The 15,575-nt window shown below is 71.5% G+C and carries 12 protein-coding genes and 1 riboswitch; of the genes, 5 read left to right on the top strand and 7 right to left on the bottom strand.

Features of this window, described 5'->3' with window-relative positions:
• The first annotated feature begins 36 nt into the window (after positions 1 to 36).
• The gene (locus OHA03_RS09930) at positions 37 to 1,335 is read left to right on the top strand and encodes an ATP-binding protein (RefSeq protein ID WP_267002854.1); all 1,299 of its coding nucleotides are present in this window, start codon (positions 37 to 39) and stop codon (positions 1,333 to 1,335) included.
• Positions 1,319 to 2,014, top strand: a complete 696-nt coding sequence (locus tag OHA03_RS09925; protein ID WP_267002852.1) for a response regulator transcription factor — start codon at positions 1,319 to 1,321, stop codon at positions 2,012 to 2,014. The genes OHA03_RS09930 and OHA03_RS09925 overlap by 17 nt, the downstream gene beginning before the upstream one ends.
• Before the next feature lie 69 nt (positions 2,015 to 2,083).
• Here OHA03_RS09925 and OHA03_RS09920 read toward each other — a convergent pair whose 3' ends face one another.
• Together OHA03_RS09920 and OHA03_RS09915 are read right to left on the bottom strand one after the other, a co-directional pair.
• Entirely contained in the window at positions 2,084 to 2,845 is a 762-nt protein-coding gene (locus OHA03_RS09920; protein WP_267002850.1) for a GNAT family N-acetyltransferase, read from the bottom strand.
• A 55-nt stretch (positions 2,846 to 2,900) separates the two neighbouring features.
• Entirely contained in the window at positions 2,901 to 3,956 is a 1,056-nt protein-coding gene (locus OHA03_RS09915; RefSeq protein WP_267002848.1) for a C40 family peptidase, read from the bottom strand.
• 355 nt (positions 3,957 to 4,311) lie between these two features.
• Here OHA03_RS09915 and OHA03_RS09910 point away from each other — a divergent pair, with 355 nt between their 5' ends.
• A complete protein-coding gene (locus tag OHA03_RS09910) occupies positions 4,312 to 4,665 on the top strand; it encodes a hypothetical protein (protein ID WP_267002846.1) in 354 nt (117 codons plus the stop codon).
• 95 nt (positions 4,666 to 4,760) lie between these two features.
• On the opposite strand, the gene OHA03_RS09905 is transcribed toward OHA03_RS09910, so the two are convergent.
• Positions 4,761 to 5,927 carry an NlpC/P60 family protein gene (locus OHA03_RS09905; RefSeq protein WP_267002844.1) on the bottom strand — a complete coding sequence of 389 codons (1,167 nt, stop codon included), beginning with the start codon at positions 5,925 to 5,927 and terminating at the stop codon, positions 4,761 to 4,763.
• Positions 5,926 to 6,092: riboswitch (cyclic di-AMP (ydaO/yuaA leader) on the bottom strand. (Overlaps the previous gene by 2 nt.)
• A 258-nt stretch (positions 6,093 to 6,350) precedes the next feature.
• Between OHA03_RS09905 and pcrA the strand changes: the two genes are divergently transcribed.
• Positions 6,351 to 8,804 (top strand): DNA helicase PcrA, encoded by a 2,454-nt coding sequence (pcrA, locus tag OHA03_RS09900; protein ID WP_267002842.1) that lies wholly within the window; start codon positions 6,351 to 6,353, stop codon positions 8,802 to 8,804.
• 84 nt (positions 8,805 to 8,888) lie between these two features.
• On the opposite strand, the gene OHA03_RS09895 is transcribed toward pcrA, so the two are convergent.
• Both OHA03_RS09895 and OHA03_RS09890 read right to left on the bottom strand, forming a co-directional pair.
• The gene (locus OHA03_RS09895; RefSeq protein ID WP_267002840.1) at positions 8,889 to 10,391 is read right to left on the bottom strand and encodes a M23 family metallopeptidase; all 1,503 of its coding nucleotides are present in this window, start codon (positions 10,389 to 10,391) and stop codon (positions 8,889 to 8,891) included.
• Between the two features lie 294 nt (positions 10,392 to 10,685).
• Entirely contained in the window at positions 10,686 to 11,558 is an 873-nt protein-coding gene (locus OHA03_RS09890; RefSeq protein WP_267007993.1) for a triacylglycerol lipase, read from the bottom strand.
• Positions 11,559 to 11,911: 353 nt separating this feature from the next.
• On the opposite strand from OHA03_RS09890, the gene OHA03_RS09885 reads away from it, so the two are divergent.
• Positions 11,912 to 12,325: a cobalamin B12-binding domain-containing protein gene (locus OHA03_RS09885; RefSeq protein ID WP_030914396.1), complete on the top strand. Its 414-nt coding sequence runs from the start codon at positions 11,912 to 11,914 to the stop codon at positions 12,323 to 12,325.
• Positions 12,326 to 12,496: 171 nt separating this feature from the next.
• Here OHA03_RS09885 and OHA03_RS09880 read toward each other — a convergent pair whose 3' ends face one another.
• Together OHA03_RS09880 and OHA03_RS09875 are read right to left on the bottom strand one after the other, a co-directional pair.
• Positions 12,497 to 14,113, bottom strand: a complete 1,617-nt coding sequence (locus OHA03_RS09880; protein ID WP_267002838.1) for a DUF5691 domain-containing protein — start codon at positions 14,111 to 14,113, stop codon at positions 12,497 to 12,499.
• A gap of 17 nt (positions 14,114 to 14,130) precedes the next feature.
• Positions 14,131 to 15,531, bottom strand: a complete 1,401-nt coding sequence (locus tag OHA03_RS09875) for an SWIM zinc finger family protein (protein WP_267002836.1) — start codon at positions 15,529 to 15,531, stop codon at positions 14,131 to 14,133.
• Positions 15,532 to 15,575: the final 44 nt, after the last annotated feature.

Genomic DNA, 15,575 nt, shown 5'->3' with positions numbered 1-15,575 from the left:
ATGCCGCCGCCCGCCCCGACATGTGACGATCGGAGCATGCCAGCCGCCACGCCCCGAGCCGCAAGCTCCCTCACCGCCGACCCGGAGGAGCCACCGCTGCGCAAGCTGTACCGCAGCGCCGACGGGCGGATGCTGGGCGGCGTCGCGCGCGGACTCGCCGGGCATCTCGGGCTGCCCGTCGCCTGGGTGCGGTTCGTCTTCCTCGGCCTGTTCTTCGCGGACGGCCTCGGTGCGCTGCTGTACGCCGTGTTCTGGATCGTCGTCCCGCTCGGTGTCGGCGGGGTCGAGGCGCCGCGCTCCGTCTTCGAGACCGGCGTCGACGGCCGGCGTCGGCTCCGTAAGCCCGACAAGGGGCAGGTCTTCGCGCTCATAGCGTTGCTGATCGGCGCTGTCGTCTTCGTCGGCAACGTCGACATGGGCAGCAAGGCCGACCGTTACATCTGGCCGACGCTGCTGATCGGCGCGGGGTCCGTCCTGGTGTGGCGGCAGGCCGACAATGCCCGGCGGGCCCGCTGGATGGAGGTCGGCAGCCGCCGCCGGGTGCTGCATCTGGCCCGCGGGCTGGCCGGGGTCGCCCTGGTCGGCCTGGGTCTCGCCGGCTTCATGGTGGTACGCGGCTCCGCGGCTCAGCTCGGCAACGTCCTCACCGCGGCGATCGCCGTCCTCACCGGCATCGCGCTGCTGGCCGGCCCCTATCTCGTACGCATGACCCAGGACCTCTCCGAGGAACGCCTGATGCGTATCAGGGCCCAGGAGCGGGCCGAGGTCGCCGCCCATGTCCATGACTCCGTGCTGCACACCCTCACTCTGATCCAGCGCAACGCGGAGGACCCGGGCGAGGTCCGCAGGCTGGCCCGCGCCCAGGAACGCGAACTGCGCAACTGGCTGTACAACCCCCAGGGCACCGGCAAGGACGAGGGCGACGAACCGGAGACCCTCGCCGAAGCGGTCAAGCGTGCCGCCGCCGAGGTCGAGGACAAGCACGGCGTCCCGCTGGAGGTCGTCGTCGTCGGCGACTGCCCGCTCGACGAGAAGCTCACCGCCCAGATGCAGGCTGCACGCGAGGCGATGGTCAACGCCGCGAAGTACGGTGGCGAGGGCGGCGCCGTGCAGGTCTACGCGGAGGTCGAGGGCCGTACGGTCTTCGTCTCGGTACGGGACCGGGGGCCGGGGTTCGATCCGGATTCCGTACCGGCGGACAGAATGGGCGTAAGAGAATCAATCATCGGCCGGATGCAGCGCAACGGCGGTACGGCGCGGCTGCGTTCGGTGCCCGGCGGGGGCACGGAAGTCGAGCTGGAGATGGAGAGGGCGAGCGATGACGGAGACCACTGAGGCAACCGGGGGCCCGGAGCGCCGGGTACGGGTCGTGCTCGTCGACGACCACCGGATGTTCCGCACCGGGGTGCAGGCCGAGATCGGCCGCACCGAGGAGACCGGCGTCGAGGTCGTCGGCGAGGCCGCCGACGTCGACCAGGCGGTCACCGTCATCACGGCGACCCGTCCCGAGGTCGTCCTCCTCGACGTCCACCTGCCGGGCGGCGGCGGCGTCGAGGTGCTGCGCCGCTGCGCCCCGCTGATGGGCGCGGTCGAGAAGCCGGTGCGCTTCCTGGCGCTGTCCGTCTCGGACGCCGCCGAGGACGTCATCGGCGTCATCCGCGGCGGCGCCCGCGGCTACGTGACCAAGACGATCACCGGCACCGACCTGATCGACTCGGTGTTCCGGGTCCAGGAGGGCGACGCCGTGTTCTCGCCCAGGCTGGCCGGCTTCGTTCTCGACGCGTTCGCCTCGACGGACGCGCCGCCGGTCGACGAGGACCTGGACCGGCTGACGCAGCGCGAGCGCGAGGTGCTGCGGCTGATCGCCCGCGGCTATGCGTACAAGGAGATCGCCAAGCAGCTGTTCATCTCGGTGAAGACGGTCGAGTCGCATGTCTCGGCGGTGCTGCGGAAGCTCCAGCTGTCGAACCGGCACGAGCTGACGCGGTGGGCGACGGCTCGACGGCTGGTCTGAACTCCGGAAGCGCACCGGCGGGCCGAGAGCCCCGCAGGCGCACCGGCGGGGCCGAGACTCCCGAGGTGCTCAGGCGGGGTCGAGCGAGATGTTCAGCTTCTCGCCGATCCTGCGGTATCCGATGCCCGCATAGATCCGTTCCACATCGGCGTCGCCCGGCTCCAGCCACACCACCCGGCACCCCCGCGCGAACGCGGTCGCGGTCAGATGCGCGGAGAGCGCGGCGCCGATGCCGCGGCGGCGGAACGTGTCGGCGACGGCGAGACCGGCCAGTTCGGTGAGGCCGTCGACCGGGACCGAGCAGCCGCCCGCGCCTGCCGGGACGCGGTCCACGGTGGCGAGGGCCGCCACGCCGCCGCCCGCCACCGCGTTGCGCAGCCAGGCCGCCTCGCCGCCCTCGGGTTCGCCCGTCCCGCCGTAGCCGTGGTGCTGTACGCGGGCGGCGGCGTCGAACTCCGCGTCGGTGGCCGGTTCGGCGATGACGAGGGCGTCCACCGGCTTCGGCGGCAGGAGGTTGCCGGGGGCGCAGGCCAGGATCGGGGCCCGGTTCTCGACGGTGAAACCGGCGGCGATCAGCGCGGGTTCGACGGCGGGTGCCCCACTGGGCAGATACTCCAGACGCGGCATCCGGTCCCGCTCGCGGAACGCGGCGATCAGCGCCTGCACATCGGCCGCCGTCGGCTCGGCCCCCTGGTCCGGGATCGCGTAATTGGCGTACTTCAGCTGCCAGCCGGGGTTGTGGCGGACGGTGAACGGGCCGACCCGCAGGTGGTCGGGGGAGCGCAGGGCGAGCGTACGGCTGTGGCTCTGGACGTCCGCGTCCATGGGCATGTGCGAGTCTCCTTCGACCGGCCCGGTGGGACTCCGGGCTGCGGCAGCCGGGAGCCTATGCCACCCGGGTCGCCCCGGCGAAGGGCATTTCGTCGATCGGTGCGATGCGGACCGGTGCACCGGGGTGCGGCGCGTGGATCATCCGGCCGTCGCCGATGTACAGGCCGACATGGCTGACGCCGGAGTAGAAGAACACCAGGTCGCCGGGGGCGAGTTCGGAGCGGGAGATGCGTTCTCCGGCGTTGATCTGCGTGTACGTGGTGCGCGGGAGCGAGACGCCGGCGGAGCGCCAGGCGGCCTGGGTCAGCCCGGAGCAGTCGAACGAGGTCGGACCGGTCGCGCCCCAGACGTACGGCCTGCCCAGCGCCCCGTAGGCGAACGCTACGGCCTCCGCGGCACGGGCATTGGGGGCGACCTGTGCGGTTCCGGCGCGCTGCGTGCTGCGATCGGCGTGGCCGGCGGCGGAGCGTGCGGTGCCCCACTGCTCGTACGCGGCGCGCTGCGCGGGCGACAGGGTGTCCAGGAGCCGCTGGGCGTCGGCCAGTTTGGCCCTGACCGTCGTGCGGTGCTTCTTCAGTTCGGCCTGGCGGGTGCCCAGTGCCGCCAGTTCCTCCTTCGCCTCGGCGCGCAGCTGGGCGATCTCGGTGACCTGCCGCTGCACCTTGGAGACCTCGGTGGCCTGGCGGTCGGCGATCCGGTCCACGTACGAGGCCCGTTGCAGGTACTCGTCGGGGTCGGAGGAGAGCGCCAGCTGCACGGCGGGGTCGATGCCTCCGGTGCGGTACTGGGCGGCGGCGAGCGAACCGAGTGCGTTGCGGGAGGCGTTGAGGCGTTCGGTCCTGCGGGCGGCTTCGTCGCGCAACGCGCTCAAGGACTTGACGGTGGCGGTCGCCTTCTCCTTCGCGCCGTTGTACTGCTCGGTGGCGACCTCCGCCTCGTGGTACAGCCGGTCCACCTTGGCCTTGACCTGGGCGGGGGTGAGCTGCGGATCGGCGTGTGCGGCCCCCGGCAGGGCGGCAGCTGTTGCGGCCCCGGCGAACGCGAGGGTGGCTGCGGTGCGGGCAGCAGAGCCGGTATACGGGCGCTGCTTGGGTTTTCGATGCACTGCCACGAGGGCGGGGCTCCTTGCTGTCGACTGCCCGTCGGGGCCTACCGGCGGGCCCGCGGAGGTCCGACGGCGAGCCAGCAGGGGGAGCGGCTCGCCGCCGGATTCTTCGGCGGGGTGGCCGGGCCGCCGCCCGCGTGCGGAGCGTCGGTGAAGCCGGTCACCTGGATAGGGACGCTAAACCCGGGGCACGACGAAGAGTCGTAATGACGGCTATTGCCCGAATTTGGCGAGGCGATGCCATCAAGTGATCGGAGGAAACGCGCCGGGGTCGGGCAATTGGTGCAAATGAGAGTGAAACACCAAGGAGCCGCCACCTCGCCGGAGAGCGGCGTTACGGCCCCGGCTAGGCTGCGGCTCCATGGATGTACTCATCAATGTCTTCGTCGCGCTGCACATCATCGGTATCGCCGCCCTCCTGGGCGGCTTCCTGACCCAGATGAAGGCGATGGGTGCGGGCACGGCGCGTTTCGTCCCGGCGATGCTGCACGGTGCGCTGACCATGCTGGTCACCGGTATCGCACTGGTCGGGCTCAACCAGGCGGACGACCAGCCGGTCAACAACATCAAGATCGGTGTGAAGCTGGCGGTCCTGGTCGTGATCCTCGCGCTGGTGTACGTCAAGCGGGACGAGGAGAAGGTCGAGAAGGGCGTCTTCGCGACCGTCGGCGGGCTGACGGTCGCCAATATCTTCATCGCGACGCTCTGGACCTGAGCCGGCCGCTGCCGCCCGAGCCGGGCCCTGTCCTTCATGGCGCGAGCCCCCGCCGGATCCTTCCGGCGGGGGCTCGTCGCTGTCCGGGACCGCGGCTACGCGGGCCGCACGCTGCCGTAGATCGGCATGTAGTAGATCGACTCCTCGCGGACATTCGCGCCCGGCTTCGGGGCGTGGATCATCATGCCGTCGCCCTTGTAGATGCCGACGTGGCTGATGTCGTCGTAGAAGAAGACGAGGTCGCCCGGCTGCAGATCCGCCGTCGCGATCCGCGTGCCGATCTCCACCTGGTCCCAGGTGGTACGGGGGATGTCGACGCCCGCCGCCTTCCAGGCGGCCTGGGTCAGTCCCGAGCAGTCGTACGACGAGGGGCCCGTCGCGCCCCAGACGTACGGCTTGCCTATCTGGGCGCGGGCGAAGGCGAGGACCTTGTCGGCCTTCGTGGTGGCGCTGCTGTCCGAGCCGGCCCCCGTGCCGGTGCCCGTTCCCGTGTCGCCGCCGGATCCGGCCTGCTTCGCGGCCTCCTCGGCCTTGCGGTCCGCCTCGGCCTTGGCGGCTGCCTGCTGACGGGCCAGCTCCTCGGCCTTGCGCTTGGCCTCCGCCTCCTTCTTGCGCTCCAGCGCCGCGAGCCGCGCCTTCTCCTCGGCTGTCAGCTTCGACAGCATCGCGCGCGCCTCGCCCAGCTTCTTCTGGACGTTCTCCTTGCTGGTCCGCAGCGTGGTCTGCGACTCGGTGAGCGTCTCCAGGCTCTTCGCCGCCTCGGCGCGCTTCTTCGACGCCGCGGCCTGCTGCGTACGGAAGTCCGTGACCGCCTTCTGCTGCCGGCCCGCCATCCGGCCCATCAGCTGGTTCTGGTCGAAGTACGCCTGCGGGTCGTCGGCCAGGAAGAAGGTGGCGCTCGGCGCGATGGAGCCGGTGCGGTACTGCGCCGCCGCGTAGTTGCCGAGCGTCCTGCGCGCATCGTTCAGCTTGTCGGCACGCTTTGCGACGTCGTCCAGCAGCGCGTCGACCTTGCCCCGCTGTGCGGCGGAGGCCTCCTTCGCCTGGTTGTACTGCTGGGTCGCGGTGCCCGCCTGCCGGTAGAGGTCGTCGACCTTCTTCTGCACGTCCTCGATGCTGGGCCTCGGCGAGGCCGGGGCAGCCGTGGCGCTCTGCGTGGAGAGCAGGGTCACACCTGCCAGTGCGGCCGTCGTGAGCCCGACGGCAGGCGTGGTGGAGCGCACACGGGTGCGCGGTTTGCGATGCGACGCCAAGGCCGGCATCTCCTTCCGTGGACCGCCTACCGGGTTAGCTGTCGGGTTCGGGCGGAACGGAAGGCTGCCCTACGGTCCGAATGGGAAGATATGGACCGATTCACCCCGGTGATGCGTGTGGGTCCCCGGTTCCGAACTCTCGTGAGGGCAGCCCGGATTCGGCGTGGGAGCCCGCTCGGCGTGGTTCGCCTCAGGGGGTACGGGCCGCCCGACCGAGCACGCTAGCCAACCCGTGGTGCTGCTGTGAAGGTTGATGTTCGATATGCCCGATACATTTTCGTGACCTCGGCGACGGGGGTGGGGGCGCGGGCCGGGCGGCCCCCTCTTCCCTTACGCGGTGTGGGCGCGCGATCTCCGTATGTGCCCGTGCGCCGGGCGCGGTTCGCCATGCGGCCGCACGGTGTCGGTGCGGCGGCCTAGACTCGTCAAGCGATGAGCAGCCTCTTTGACGACAGTTTCCTGGCCGGCCTCCAGCACTCGGAGGAAGAGCCCCCGCCGCCCCCCGAGGACTCCGCACCCGAAGCGGTGCCGGAGGACCTCTTCGCGGGCGTGTTCGACGCGCCCCCGCCGCCCAGGGACGCGTACTACCGGGACGGCGCCCATCGCCCGGTGATCGACGCTGCCGCCCTGCTCGACGGGTTGAACACCGAGCAGCGCGCCGCCGTCGTGCACGCAGGGTCGCCGCTGCTCATCGTCGCCGGGGCCGGCTCCGGCAAGACCCGGGTGCTCACCCACCGCATCGCCCATCTGCTGGCCGAGCGCGGGGTGCACCCCGGCCAGATCCTGGCGATCACCTTCACCAACAAGGCCGCGGGCGAGATGAAGGAGCGCGTCGAGCAGCTCGTCGGACCGCGCGCCAACGCCATGTGGGTCATGACGTTCCACAGCGCGTGCGTACGGATCCTGCGCCGCGAGTCGAAGCGGCTCGGATTCACCTCGTCGTTCTCGATCTACGACGCCGCCGACTCCAAGCGGCTGATGGCCCTGGTCTGCCGCGATCTGGACCTCGACCCGAAGCACTTCCCGCCGAAGTCGTTCACGGCGAAGGTCTCGAACCTCAAGAACGAGCTGATCGACGAGGAGACCTTCGCCGGGCAGGCCGCGGACGGTTTCGAGAAGACGCTCGCCCAGGCCTACGCGATGTACCAGTCCCGGCTGCGCGAGGCCAACGCACTGGACTTCGACGACATCATCATGACGACGGTCCATCTGCTTCAGGCGTTCCCCGATGTCGCCGAGCACTACCGTCGCCGCTTCAGGCACGTACTCGTCGACGAGTACCAGGACACCAACCACGCGCAGTACACGCTCGTACGCGAACTGGTGGGCCCGGCCGGACCGGCCGACGCCCCCGCCGAGCTGTGCGTCGTGGGTGACGCGGACCAGTCGATCTACGCCTTCCGCGGCGCGACCATCCGCAACATCCTCCAGTTCGAGGAGGACTACCCGAACGCGACGACGATCCTGCTGGAGCAGAACTACCGCTCCACGCAGACGATTCTCTCCGCGGCCAACGCGGTCATCGAACGCAACGAGAGCCGCCGCCCCAAGAACCTCTGGACGAACGCGGGCGAAGGCGCCCGGATCACCGGCTATGTCGCCGACACCGAGCACGACGAGGCGCAGTTCGTCGCCGACGAGATCGACCGGCTGACCGACGCGGGCGACGCCAAGGCGGGCGATGTCGCCATCTTCTACCGGACGAACGCGCAGTCCCGGGTCTTCGAAGAGATCTTCATCCGCGTCGGACTGCCCTACAAGGTCGTCGGCGGCGTGCGCTTCTACGAGCGCAAGGAGGTCCGGGACATCCTGGCCTACCTCCGGGTCCTCGCCAACCCCGAGGACACCGTCCCGCTGCGCCGCATTCTGAACGTGCCGAAGCGCGGCATCGGCGACCGCGCCGAGGCGATGATCGACGCCCTGTCGCTGCGCGAGAAGATCACGTTCCCGCAGGCGCTGCGCCGCGTCGACGAGGCGTACGGCATGGCGGCCCGCTCGGCCAACGCCGTCAAGCGGTTCAACACGCTGATGGAGGAGCTGCGCACGATCGTCGAGTCGGGCGCGGGCCCCGCCGTGGTGCTGGAGGCGGTTCTGGAGCGGACCGGCTATCTCGCGGAACTCCAGGCGTCCACCGACCCGCAGGACGAGACCCGCATCGAGAACCTGCAGGAACTCGCCGCCGTCGCGCTCGAGTTCGAGCAGGAGCGGGGGGAGTCCGACGCAGGGGAAGGCGCGAGTGCGGGCACGCTCGCCGAATTCCTGGAGAAGGTCGCGCTCGTCGCCGACTCCGACCAGATCCCCGACGAGGACACGGACGGCTCCGGCGTCATCACGCTGATGACGCTGCACACCGCGAAGGGCCTCGAATTCCCGGTGGTGTTCCTGACCGGCATGGAGGACGGCGTCTTCCCGCACATGCGCGCGCTGGGACAGGTCAAGGAGCTGGAGGAGGAGCGGCGCCTCGCCTACGTCGGGATCACCCGGGCCCGTGAGCGGCTCTATCTGACCCGGGCGGCGATGCGCAGTGCGTGGGGGCAGCCCTCGTACAACCCGCCCTCGCGGTTCCTCGAGGAGATCCCGGACCGGCATCTGCAGTGGAAGCGGACCGGACCGATGGCGGCCCCGGCCGGACCGACGTCGGGGATCACGTCGTCGCTGTCCTCGTCGCGCTCGCGCTCGGGCCCCTCGGGATTTGCGACCCGGCGCACCTCGGACAAGCCGACGATCACGCTGGTGGTCGGGGACCGGGTCACGCACGACCAGTTCGGGCTCGGCACGGTGACGGCGGTCGAGGGGATCGGCGACCAGGCGAAGGCGACGGTCGACTTCGGGGACGAACGGCCGAAGAAGCTGCTGCTGCGGTACGCGCCGGTGGAGAAGCTCTAGGCAGGATGCCCCTGGGGGCGCTGACGGCGGTGGTGGCGGGCGTGGAAGTGCCTGCCACCACTTGCCGTGGATCCCTGCGGCTGCTCAGGTCGGGTCGAGGCCGTGGCTGCGGAGCCAGGGCAACGGGTCTATGGCCGCGCCGCCACCGGGCCGGACCTCGAAGTGCAGGTGCGGGCCCGTGGAGTTCCCGGAGTTTCCGGAGTACGCGATGACGTCACCGGCCTTGACCGGGCCCGAGCGGATCTTGGTGCTGCTGAGGTGGCAGTACCAGGTCTCGGTGCCGTCGGCCATGGTGACGATGGCCATGTTCCCGTAGGCGCTGTTCCACTGGGTGCGTACGGTGCCGTCCGTCGCGGCCATCACCGGAGTGCCGTACGAGACGGGGAAGTCGATGCCCGTGTGCACGGACATCCAGTTGACGCCCGCCTGGCCGAAGTAGGCGCTGAGGCCGTGCTGCGCGACCGGCAGGAGGAACTTGGGACGCAGAGCCTCCTTGCGCGCGGCCTCTTCCTCGCGCTTCTTCTTCTCGGCCGCCTGCCGCTCCTTCAGGTCGATGCGCTCCTGGGTACGGCTGGCGCGGTCGGCGAAGTTCTCCGCGTCGGCGCTGAGGTTGGCGAGCTGGGTGTCCAGCTTGTTGTTGGCGGCGACCGGCTTGACGGTGCCGGGGTCGGCAGCCGCCATCGACATGGTGTCGTCCTTCTCCTCGCCGCTGCCGAGCCCGCCGACGGAGGCGGCGGCGATACCGGCGACGCTCATCACGCAGGCGGAGGGAACGGCGACGGTGAGGAGTGCGGAACGCTTCGCGGGGGTGCGACGCCGACTGCGGCTGCCGCCACGGGTGCTGGGGCGGCTCGTGGGGCGGGGGATGTCGTCGGCGCTGCGGTCCGCCGCGCGGTCCGTGTCGAGGTCGTCGCTGTCGCCGTCGTTGTCGTCGACGATGTCGGTGGCGGCGGCGAGGTCCGTCTCGGGCAGGCTGAACTCGGCCGTGCGATAGGGCTCGTACGGATCGTAGGAGCCCTGGTCCGCGTACGACTCGTACGACTCATGCGCCTCGTACGAATCCTGGGCGCTGTGCGCAGTCTGTTCGGGTTCGTACGACTCCTGCGCGGTGTGCGCAGTTTGCGCGGTTTGCTGATCGTGTTCGGGCGTGGCGCCGGTGTTCCAGGCGGTGGCGTCGTACGCGCCGGTGTCGTAGGCGGCCGTCCCGGCTGTCGTCCACTGACCGTCCTGATACCAGCCGTTGGTGTCCCACTGGCCCGACGACTCCGGGGCGCCGCCCTGTGCGGGAATGCCACCGGCATCCGGCATCCAGGTCGCGGTGGTGGCGTACTGCTGCGGCTGCTGGGCCCCGTACGCGACATAGGGGTCGTACGCGGCGGTCTGCTGCACGCCGGCGTTCCACTGACTCGAGTCGTACTGGCCGCTGTATCCGGCCTGTCCGGCGTCGTAACCGCCGTCGTAGCCGGTGGTGTCGTACGTGCCGTCGTAGCTGCCCGGGAGGGAGCCGAAGAGCGGGTCGTTGTCGAAGCTGCCCGTGGAGTGGCTGTCGTAACCGACATACCCGGCGTGGGGGTGCTGGTCGTTCACCAACTTCTCTCTCGCCTCGGCAGCAGGACCTGGGGTCTGGGTCCGGTGGGGGATCCCAGGGGGAAAGCAGTGGCCGCGACTGTACCCGCCGGTATGCGACGCCGACAATCTTCGTCAGGTTTTGGCCGCTCAGGAAACGGGCAATCGGCCGCCTTTCGACGGCCTGTGCACAGAGCTTTGGCTCTATGTTCGAAACGCGTTCTATTTTCTGGGCCCCTCCGGGCGGCCCGGGACGCGGGTGGGCGACCCTCATCGCGGCGTGGCGTCCTTGCGCAGTGAAGATTCCGGTCTTCCTCAGGCCACTGACGCGGTACCCGCGAGTCCGGGGGCCGCTTCCGGTGACTCGAGCGCCTGGCGGATCCCGGCGGCGACCGCCGGGTGGACCGGCAGCGCGAGATGGCCGATCCCGCTGACGCGTACGTTCTGGGCATCGAGGTCCGGATGGTCGATGCAGGCCGCCTCGGCCGGGACGATCACCTGGTCCAGCTCGCTCCAGAAGCTCACGAACCGGGTCCGGCAGCCGGGCGCGGGCCTGCGCAGCTCCTCGATCGGGGCGGAACCGCTGCGCATCTGGCGCACGATCGGATGCGCGCTGGCCATCGGGGCGACGGCCGTGCCGCCGTGCGGGGTGCCGAGAGTGACCAGGGTGCGGACCCGTCGGTCACCGCCGAGTCGCTGCACGTAATAACGGGCTATCAGGCCACCGAGGCTGTGCCCGACGATGTCGACCTCATGGTGCCCGGTGCGGCCGCAGATCTCCTCGATGTGCCGGCCGAGCAGCTCGGCGGCCGTACGGATGTCGCAGGTCAGCGGCGAGTAGTTGAGGGACTCCAGATGGTGCCAGCCGTGCCGGGTGAGGGAGCGGCGCAGCAGGACGAAGACGGAGCGGTTGTCGATGAACCCGTGGAGCAGGACGACGGGCGGCCGGTCGGGGCTCTCGAGGGGAAGGGCCGGGGTACCGGCCGGTGCGGTGGACGGCTCGAAGGGCGGCTCGGACGGGCGCGCGGGATCCCGTCGCTCGCTGGTGATGCCCGCGGGATAGAGGAGCACATGCCCGGCGAGCACGATCAGCTCCAGTGCGGTGGCCCTCAGCAGCGCCGATGACAGCCAGGCGCGGCGCAGGCACGGCTCGCGCAGCATCGATGGAAGGAAAGGCAGGACCTTCATGACCCTCATGGCCGACCTCCTGCTCGGCGCACGGGGAGGCGGCTCCGGTCCCCGTATGCCCTCATGGGCGCCGTGGCAGAGGTGTGGGCGGGGGCTGGTCGGGCCCCTGGTGCCGTACCGCCGTGCCGTGCGGCTGGCGGCGCGGTGGTACGGCGGCCTCGTAGCGGCTCCCCTGGCGTCCGTCCCGCACGGCGGGTGTGCCGCGTGATGTGGGAACGGAGCCTGGCGAACATGTCCCAGGTGTGATTTCCCCCTCCCGGTACACCGCGAAACGGCGGGTTGCGGGATGCTGTCGATAACGTTCGTTCACATCCCCGGCCCTTCAGGCACGGGAGACGCATGTGGAGGCAGTGATGGGTGTGACCGGTCCGATCCGTGTGGTGGTGGCCAAGCCGGGCCTCGACGGCCATGACCGCGGCGCCAAGGTGATCGCGCGAGCGCTGCGCGACGCCGGTATGGAGGTCATCTACACCGGGCTCCACCAGACGCCCGAGCAGATCGTGGACACCGCGATCCAGGAGGACGCCGACGCGATCGGGCTCTCGATCCTCTCCGGCGCGCACAACACGCTCTTCGCCAAGGTGATCGAGCTGCTCAAGGAGCGCGACGCGGAGGACATCAAGGTGTTCGGCGGCGGCATCATTCCGGAGGCGGACATCGCGCCGCTGAAGGAACAGGGCGTCGCGGCGATCTTCACCCCGGGAGCGACGACGGCGTCGATCGTCGACTGGGTGAACGCGAACGTCCGCCAGCCCGCAGAAGCCTGACCCCGGCAGAGGGCGGTCCAGGCCCGCCCCAGCGGGGTCGACGCCCGCCCCGGTCCGCCTGTCGCGTCTCCCGCGGCACGCGGTCCGGTGGCCCTGTGCCCCGGGGCGAAATCCAGGACCGGCGCGGCCCGCGCAACCCGCCTTCGCGGCCGCACCAGCCCCCGGGCCCGCCTACGCCGTCTCCGCCCCCAGCTCCGCATCCATCGCCGCGCGCAGCCGCAGCGTGGAGACCAGGCGCCGGAACGCCTCCGACCAGTAGCCGGCCGCGCCCGGTGACGCTCCTTCCGGCTCGTCCGGGGTGGTCGTGAGGACTTCCAGACGGTCCGCCTCCGCCGGGTTCAGACAGCGCTCGGCCAGCCCCATGACGCCGCTGAAGCTCCATGGGTAACTACCGGCGTCGCGGGCGATGTCGAGCGCGTCGACGACCGATCTGCCGAGCGGCTCCGCCCAGGGGACCGGGCAGACGCTCAGGAGCTGGAACGCCTCCGACAGACCGTGCGCGGCGACGAAGTCGGCCACCCATGCGGCCCGTTCCGCGCCGGGCAGCGTGGCGAGGAGCTTCGACCGCTCGGCGAGCGACGCCGTACCGGGCCCGTTCGACGGGGGGAGCGACGGGGGGCCGAGCAGTGCGCGCGCCCACTGCGGATCGCGCTGCCGCACCGCCGCCCGGCACCAGGCGGCGTGCAGCTCCTCGCCCCAGCCGTCGGCGACGGGCAGGGCGACGATCTCCTGCGCCGTACGCCCGCCGAACCGCCCCGGCCAGACGGACAGCGGGGTCGCCTCCACCAACTGGCCGAGCCACCAGGACCGTTCGCCCCGTCCGGACGGCGGCACCGCCACCACGCCGTCGCGCTGCATCGCGGCGTCGCATTCGTGCGGCGCCTCCACGGCGGCGGTCGCGTCGCCCGCCGTCAGGTCAAGGTTCACGCACGACGAGGCGCGGGCCGCCATCCGCCCGGCCAGCGCCGACTCCGGCAGCGCGGACAGCAGCTCGGCGGCCGTCGCGCGCACATTGCGGCTGCGGTCGGAGAGGGCCTGCTCCAGGAAGGGTTCGTCCGCGGCGGACAGCCCGGCGCGCAACGAGTCCAGGAACATCAGCCGGTCCTCGGCGCGCTCCGTCGCCCACGTGCTGGTCAGCAGCGCGAGCGCACCACCCGGATCGTGCGCCCGTACGGCCCCGAGCAGGGCGACGCGCTCGGCGAACAGACCCTCCTCCCACAGCCGGTGCACCGCATCGGCGTCGGTCACCTCGGGCAGCAGCGAGCTTCCCGACGAGCCGCGCAGCGCGAACTTCCATTCGGGGTTCAGCCCGGCCAGCCACAGCCCGCGCGGCCCGGCGAACGCCAGAGCCTGCGGCCGCAGGTCGGTACGCGCCCGGGCCGCGTCCATCAGGGGTGGCAGCAGCGCCGCCGGGGCCCGGAAACCGCGCAGATTGGCGGCGGCCAGCCACTGCGGGATCAGTTCCGTGAGATCGGGCGCCGCACCGCGCCGGCCGCCCGCACCGCTCGGCGCCGACCGGTCGGCGAGCAGCTGGGCGAGCCTTCGGCGCGCGGCGGGCGGCAGGGGCGGCCGCGGGTCGGCGGGCGCTGTCCCGGGCCGGGCGGCCGCAGCAGCGGGCCGCAGCCCGGCTCGGCGCCGCACCGTGTGCAGCGCCGCCGCATCCAGCAGCGCGATCGGCCCCGGCCCGGCTCCCGCCGCGAGCGGCCGGCGGTCGGTGCCGAGCAGCGCCGATGTGAGGAGCTCTTCCCATGGGGTGGTCGTACTGGGCATCGGTTCTGTACCGGGCATCGGTCCTCCTCCAGGGGTCAGATGAGCGGCACGGTCTCGGCCACACCGTCGTCGGAGCTGTCGGCCCAGGCCGCGAGCGGGTCGAAGCCGCGATGGCCGCATTCGCCGAAGACGGTGACCGGCGCGCCGCCGGAGATTGCCACGAGCTTCCACAGACCCGGCCGGGACAGTGCCGACGGGGTGACGGGCAGGGCCGTATCGCCTGCCGCGTCCACCAGATGCCAGCCGTCGCCCGACGGCACCGGTATGACCCCGCGCAGGGTGACCGGCCAGGACTCCAGCCAGGGGTCGTCCCGAAGGGCCTGCCCGTACGCGGCGACCGCGGCCGTCGCCGTGGAGCCCGGCGGGGGAGCACCGGTCGGCACCGGCGCACCGAACTGCCCGCCCAGCTCCGCCCTCAGCTGCCCGGCCCCTCGGTACGGCGTGAGCTCGGCGTCGATGGTGACGCCCACCGGCAGGGCCTGACCGGGGGAGCGTCCGGCCGCCCCGAAGGACAGCAGCAGTGCGGTGCGGCCCGAGTCCATCCCGTACAGCCAGATCCGGCGCGTGACGATCTTGCCGTCCGGGGTGTCGTACTGGGCGAGGACCAGCCAGTGGTCGCGGACCGGTGGGCCATCGACGGAGCCTGTCAGACCCACTCGGGTGCGGACCGTCGCCGCCAGCGGCTCCGGCAGCCGGTCGATGCCCAGCCACGCGGTGTCCAGCAGATGCAGCAGCGCACACTCCTCGAGCAGCCGCACCGGCCAGCCGGGGCCGGACGCCGGGATCGCCCCCAACTCCCTCACCCGGCCCGCCAGTCCCGGAGCCTGGGCGTCGACCATGCGGGCCGCCGTCTCCTCCCACAGCCCGTACCCCGACTGGTCGGCCGCCGCCAGGCCGCCGCGCAGCAGATCCGTCAGCCGCTGCTCCAACTCCTGCGCGCCGCCGGTGATCCGCTCGGCCCGGCGCTCGGCGCGCCGCCTCGCGGCCGCCGGGTCGGACGGGCCCGCACCGGCGCCGACCGCGCCTCCCCCGGCCGGCTCGGCCGTCTGCGCCGCCCGTCTGCGACGGCCGTCCAGCCACTCCCCGGCCCAGTCCGGCACCTCCGCCGGGCCGAGCACCGCCTCGTCCGACGCCCAGAGCAGCAGCAGTCCCAGCGCGTGCTTGCACGGGAACTTCCGGCTGGGACAACTGCACTTGTACGCGGGGCCTGTCGTATCGACCACTGTCTGATACGGCTTGCTTCCGCTCCCCTTGCACAGCCCCCACACCGCACCCGATCCGTCGCAGCCCGCGCCGGTCCATGGACCGGCCGAACCGAGCCTGCCGCCGACCTTGCGTGACGACTCGTCAGGAGCCAGGACCAGGACCTGCTCCACCGTCCAGCGCACCACCGGAGCAGCGGTGCGCAAGGGTTCTCCCCCGTGAGATAGCAGCATGGCAACGACGGTAGGGCGCGGCACTGACAATCGCTCCGACCTGC

It is taken from the genome of Streptomyces sp. NBC_00154, assembly GCF_026342835.1.
Classification (GTDB): Bacteria; Actinomycetota; Actinomycetes; order Streptomycetales; family Streptomycetaceae; genus Streptomyces.
Note: the sequence above shows the minus strand (reverse complement) of the source record. Positions and strands in the feature narration are given on the sequence as shown.

What these genes read in the sequence shown, in the direction of transcription:
- OHA03_RS09930 (WP_267002854.1), top strand. Translation starts at nt 37, where the DNA reads ATGCCAGCCGCCACGCCCCGAGCCGCAAGCTCCCTCACCGCCGACCCG.
- OHA03_RS09925 (WP_267002852.1), top strand. Translation starts at nt 1,319, where the DNA reads ATGACGGAGACCACTGAGGCAACCGGGGGCCCGGAGCGCCGGGTACGG.
- OHA03_RS09920 (WP_267002850.1), bottom strand. Translation starts at nt 2,845, where the DNA reads ATGCCCATGGACGCGGACGTCCAGAGCCACAGCCGTACGCTCGCCCTG.
- OHA03_RS09910 (WP_267002846.1), top strand. Translation starts at nt 4,312, where the DNA reads ATGGATGTACTCATCAATGTCTTCGTCGCGCTGCACATCATCGGTATC.
- OHA03_RS09905 (WP_267002844.1), bottom strand. Translation starts at nt 5,927, where the DNA reads ATGCCGGCCTTGGCGTCGCATCGCAAACCGCGCACCCGTGTGCGCTCC.
- pcrA (WP_267002842.1), top strand. Translation starts at nt 6,351, where the DNA reads ATGAGCAGCCTCTTTGACGACAGTTTCCTGGCCGGCCTCCAGCACTCG.
- OHA03_RS09890 (WP_267007993.1), bottom strand. Translation starts at nt 11,558, where the DNA reads ATGAAGGTCCTGCCTTTCCTTCCATCGATGCTGCGCGAGCCGTGCCTG.
- OHA03_RS09885 (WP_030914396.1), top strand. Translation starts at nt 11,912, where the DNA reads ATGGGTGTGACCGGTCCGATCCGTGTGGTGGTGGCCAAGCCGGGCCTC.
- OHA03_RS09880 (WP_267002838.1), bottom strand. Translation starts at nt 14,113, where the DNA reads ATGCCCGGTACAGAACCGATGCCCAGTACGACCACCCCATGGGAAGAG.
- OHA03_RS09875 (WP_267002836.1), bottom strand. Translation starts at nt 15,531, where the DNA reads ATGCTGCTATCTCACGGGGGAGAACCCTTGCGCACCGCTGCTCCGGTG.